The 3,977-nt window shown below is 57.5% G+C and carries 5 protein-coding genes; all 5 read right to left on the minus strand.

The genetic code is table 11. The features are described from left to right. Window positions 1–865 (minus strand): bifunctional folylpolyglutamate synthase/dihydrofolate synthase (locus tag B2W52_RS11375; RefSeq protein WP_286803110.1); only part of this gene is annotated, 865 nt, incomplete at its 3' end. Continuing rightward, window positions 849–1,775 carry an acetyl-CoA carboxylase, carboxyltransferase subunit beta gene (gene accD / locus B2W52_RS11380; protein WP_008171745.1) on the minus strand — a complete coding sequence of 309 codons (927 nt, stop codon included), beginning with the start codon at window positions 1,773–1,775 and terminating at the stop codon, window positions 849–851. The genes B2W52_RS11375 and accD, both read right to left, overlap by 17 nt. A 46-nt stretch (window positions 1,776–1,821) precedes the next feature. Then, window positions 1,822–2,634, minus strand: a complete 813-nt coding sequence (gene trpA / locus B2W52_RS11385) for a tryptophan synthase subunit alpha (RefSeq protein ID WP_008171746.1) — start codon at window positions 2,632–2,634, stop codon at window positions 1,822–1,824. 19 nt (window positions 2,635–2,653) lie between these two features. Beyond that, window positions 2,654–3,862 (minus strand): tryptophan synthase subunit beta, encoded by a 1,209-nt coding sequence (trpB, locus tag B2W52_RS11390; protein ID WP_373274847.1) that lies wholly within the window; start codon window positions 3,860–3,862, stop codon window positions 2,654–2,656. After that, window positions 3,855–3,977: phosphoribosylanthranilate isomerase (gene trpF / locus B2W52_RS11395; protein ID WP_476738530.1), on the minus strand; the 123-nt coding region annotated here is incomplete at its 5' end. The genes trpF and trpB, both read right to left, overlap by 8 nt.

Below are 3,977 nucleotides of genomic sequence, written 5' to 3' on the forward strand. Positions count from 1 at the left end.
CTGGTACCGGCAGGTTCGGTTCAAGCTCGCGTATGGCAACCACGGCGGCTGCCACGCTTTTGATCGGCAATGGACCGGCGGGCAGACGAATCGCCCGGCCTTTATGGCGAAGCTCTACCGCCGGAGCATCATCGCCTGCTTGCTGCTCAGTCACCAGCTCATAATCACGCCCCAGCAGAGCCAGTTCGACTTTCTGCGCAGTGGCCTGCTGGAGCACCGAACGTGGCGGATCGGAATCGGCATAGACCGAGGGGATGCCCGGCCTAAGGACACCGGCCTTTTCAAACCCGATGACTTCGCGATTGTCGCCAAGGAAGGCAACATGATCGATGTCCACCGATGTCAGGATGGCAAAATCCGCGTCCAGGACATTGACAGCATCCAGCCGCCCACCCAGGCCAACCTCCAGCACCCAGTCGTCGAGGCCCGCACCGGCAAAGGCCACGAAAGCGGCAAGGGTTCCGAATTCGAAATAGGTGAGAGAGACGTTTCCGCGTGATTCTTCAACGGCTTCGAACGCCCTGACAAGCGCGTCGTCAGAGATATCCTCACCATTAAGACGCACACGTTCGTTATAGCGTTGTAGATGGGGCGAGGTGTAGGCGCCAGTCCGGCGGCCAGCCGCGCGCAAAAGCGCCTCAACAGTAGCAACCGCGCTGCCTTTGCCGTTAGTGCCAGCCACAGTGATGATCCGGGCGGACGGCTTTCGTCGGAACAACCGCCGCAGGACCACGAGGACCCGGTCCAGGCCAAGATCAATCTCTGTAGGGTGTATCGCTTCCAGGTAGGTAAGCCACTGATCGACGGTGGCACCAGCCCCCGGCGATGCCGGGGGCTGGTCTGCAGGGTTACTCGGCAGGGGCATCGGTTTCGGGCTTCTCCGAGACTTCAAACTCGATCGGGTCTTCGGTTCCCGGGCGCTCCTGGCCGGTAAACTTGGCCAGCACATGAGCAATGCGTTCGCGCATCTGGTGGCGATGGAGAATCATGTCAATCGCGCCGTGCTCAAGCAGGAACTCACTACGCTGGAAACCTTCCGGCAGTTTTTCACGAACCGTCTGTTCTATAACCCGGGGGCCGGCGAAGCCGATCAATGCGTTTGGCTCTGCAATGTTGAGATCCCCCAGCATGGCCAGACTGGCGGACACGCCACCGAAGACAGGGTCCGTCATCACAGAGATATAGGGAATACCCTCAACTTTCATCCTCTCAAGCACAGCGGCTGTCTTCGACATCTGCATCAATGACAGGATCGCTTCCTGCATGCGGGCGCCGCCGCTGGCTGAGAAGCAGACCAACGGGATACGCTCCTTGAGAGCAACATTTGCGGCCTGGACAAACTTCTCCCCGACCACTTGCCCCATAGAGCCACCAAGGAATCCAAATTCGAACGCGCAGGCAACTAAAGGAACCCCGAGCGTCGTGCCTTTCATTGCTACGAGGGCATCCTTTTCCCCAGTGGCTTTCTGCGCCTGGGACAAACGATCTTTGTACCGCTTACTATCCTTGAACTTCAATCGGTCCCAAGGCTCAAGCTCAGCGGCAACTTCTTCACGACCCTCTGGATCAAGAAAAATTTCGAGGCGCCGACGCGCAGTCACCCTCAGGTGGTGGTTGCATTTGGGGCAAACATCCAGGTTTTTCTCAAGTTCCGGCTTGTAGAGAAAGGCACCGCATTTGGGGCATTTCTTCCACAACCCCTCCGGAACGCCCGTTCTCTGTTTCGACTCCGAGCGAATCTTGCTCGGCATTATCTTGTCCAGCCAGTTACTCATGGTCTCATCCTGTCCTTTGACGCCTGTTTGCCCTCCTCCCCTTCATTCAGGAGGCGAGACTGTCCAGTGCTTCACGCATCGGGTGGAGCAGATCCGTCAATGCCCGCTTGAGCTGGTCGGTATCTGCCTGATTTCTGGCTATTGTATCGACCAGGACGCTGCCAACAATTACACCATCGGATACCCGACCGACCGCCGCGGCAGTTTCCGCATCACGAATACCGAAACCAACACCCACCGGGAGAGCTGTCAGTTCGTGAATATGATTCACCTTGGCAGCTACCTCTTCCACGTTGATGGTGGCCGATCCCGTCACACCCTTGATAGAAACATAGTACACATAACCGGAGGAGTGCTCACTGATTGCCCGGATCCGGTCATCGGTCGTGGTTGGTGAAAGCAGGAAGATGGCGTCGAGATTTCGCTGGGTGAACAGCGGAGCAACCTCGTCGGCCTCTTCCGGTGGCAAGTCAACGGTCAGAATGCCGTCGACGCCAGCATCCTTGGCAGCATCCGCAAAACGCTCGTAGCCCATGGCTTCCATCGGGTTCAGGTAGCCCATCAAAACCACCGGAGTTGCGTCGTCTGACTTCCGGAACTCCTTGACCATGGCAATCACCTGCCTCAGCGAGGTACCGTGCACCAGGGCCCGCTCACAGGCAAGCTGGATTACCGGGCCGTCTGCCATGGGGTCAGAGAACGGCACCCCCAGCTCGATAATATCTGCCCCCGCCTCAACCAGCGTGTGCATCAGATCTACCGTGACATCGGGATGCGGGTCACCGGCAGTAATATAGGGAATAAGTGCCTTACGACCTTGTCCTTTCAGGGCCTTGAGGACCCCTTCAATTCGGCTCATGCCTGCTCCTGTTAATTCTTCAGATCTCGATGCCTTCAAGCTTGGCAACCGTGTTAATGTCCTTGTCGCCACGCCCGGAAACGTTAATGACAACGGTCTGGTCTTTGTCCATGGTCGCCGCCAGTTTGATGGCATAAGCGACAGCGTGAGCCGTTTCCAGCGCGGGCATAATACCCTCGACGCGAGTCAATTTCCGGAACCCTTCCATCGCTTCGTCATCGGTAACGGACACATAATTGGCACGGCCAATGTCTTTCAACCAGCTGTGCTCTGGACCCACCCCTGGATAGTCCAGGCCGGCACTCACCGAATGCGTACCCGCGATCTGGCCATTTTCGTCCTCCATCAGGTAGGTGCGGTTACCGTGAAGCACGCCCGGACGACCGGCACAGAGTGGTGCCGCGTGTTTGCCGGTATCAATGCCCAGGCCGCCAGCCTCGACACCGTAAAGCTGTACCGATTCGTCAGAAAGGAACGGATAGAACATGCCAATGGCGTTGGAACCACCACCCACACAAGCAACCAGGGCATCCGGCAATTTGCCGGTTTTCTCCAGCGCCTGACGACGGGTTTCACGACCGATTACCGACTGGAAATCCCGGACCAGCAGCGGATATGGATGCGGCCCCGCAACGGTACCAATGATATAGAAAGTGTCGTCCACGTGAGCCACCCAGTCACGCATCGCATCGTTCATGGCATCCTTTAGGGTTTTGGTGCCACCCTGAACGGCATGTACCGTCGCGCCCAGAAGCTTCATCCGGAACACGTTCAGAGACTGTCGCTGGACATCCTCCGCGCCCATGAAAACATGGCATTCAAGACCCAGACGCGCGCAAACAGTGGCAGTGGCAACACCGTGCTGACCCGCACCGGTTTCGGCAATGATCCGCTTTTTACCGAGGAAACTGGCAAGCAGCGCCTGGCCGATCGTGTTGTTCACCTTGTGGGCACCGGTGTGACAAAGATCTTCACGCTTGAGCCAGATCTGGGCGCCGCCGGTTTCACGGCTGAGACGCTCGGCGAAATACAGCGGGGTTGGCCGGCCAACATAGTCCGCCAGTTCCTTGTCGAACCGCGCCTGGAATTCCGGATCCTTCTTCAGGCGGGCGTATTCTTTCTCGAGCGTCATCAGGGAATCCATCAGAGTCTCGGAAACAAATCGCCCACCAAAGGCCCCGAAGTGACCCCGCGCGTCCGGCAGTGCGCTCAGCATTTCTTCAGTCAGTTTTACAGACACGGTGAACCTCTTTAATAAAATGAGAAATTTTCTGGATATCCTTGATGCCTTTGCCCTGCTCAACACCGCCACTGACGTCTACAGCCCAGGGTTTCACCTGTTT

This window comes from Marinobacter sp. UBA2498 (assembly GCF_002341575.1).
Lineage (GTDB): Bacteria > Pseudomonadota > Gammaproteobacteria > Pseudomonadales > Oleiphilaceae > Marinobacter > Marinobacter manganoxydans.

Excerpts from the sequence above, each read along its gene's own strand:
- accD (WP_008171745.1), bottom strand. The coding sequence starts at position 1,775 with ATGAGTAACTGGCTGGACAAGATAATGCCGAGCAAGATTCGCTCGGAG.
- trpA (WP_008171746.1), bottom strand. The coding sequence starts at position 2,634 with ATGAGCCGAATTGAAGGGGTCCTCAAGGCCCTGAAAGGACAAGGTCGT.